This is a genomic window from Klebsiella sp. HN106, assembly GCF_051209435.1.
Taxonomy (GTDB): Bacteria; Pseudomonadota; Gammaproteobacteria; order Enterobacterales; family Enterobacteriaceae; genus Klebsiella; species Klebsiella oxytoca.
In genome coordinates this window covers 1-227 of the sequence record NZ_JBLURD010000339.1, presented here as the reverse complement: position 1 = coordinate 227, position 227 = coordinate 1, and the positions used below count along the sequence as shown (strand labels likewise).

Genomic DNA, 227 nt, shown 5'->3' with positions numbered 1-227 from the left:
CTGTCGGAATCGGAATCGCTGTCGGAATCGGAATCGCTGTCAGAGTCCGAATCGCTGTCAGAATCCGAGTCACTGTCAGAATCGGAATCGCTGTCAGAGTCAGAATCGCTGTCAGAGTCCGAATCGCTGTCAGAGTCAGAATCGCTGTCAGAGTCCGAATCGCTGTCAGAATCCGAGTCGCTGTCAGAGTCCGAGTCACTGTCAGAATCCGAGTCGCTGTCAGAGTC

Annotated in this window: 1 protein-coding gene; it reads right to left on the bottom strand. The window is 53.7% G+C overall.

Annotation, left to right across the window (positions count from 1 at the left end):
• Positions 1–227: hypothetical protein (locus ACSIPU_RS31480; RefSeq protein WP_049029383.1), on the bottom strand; the 227-nt coding region annotated here is incomplete at both ends.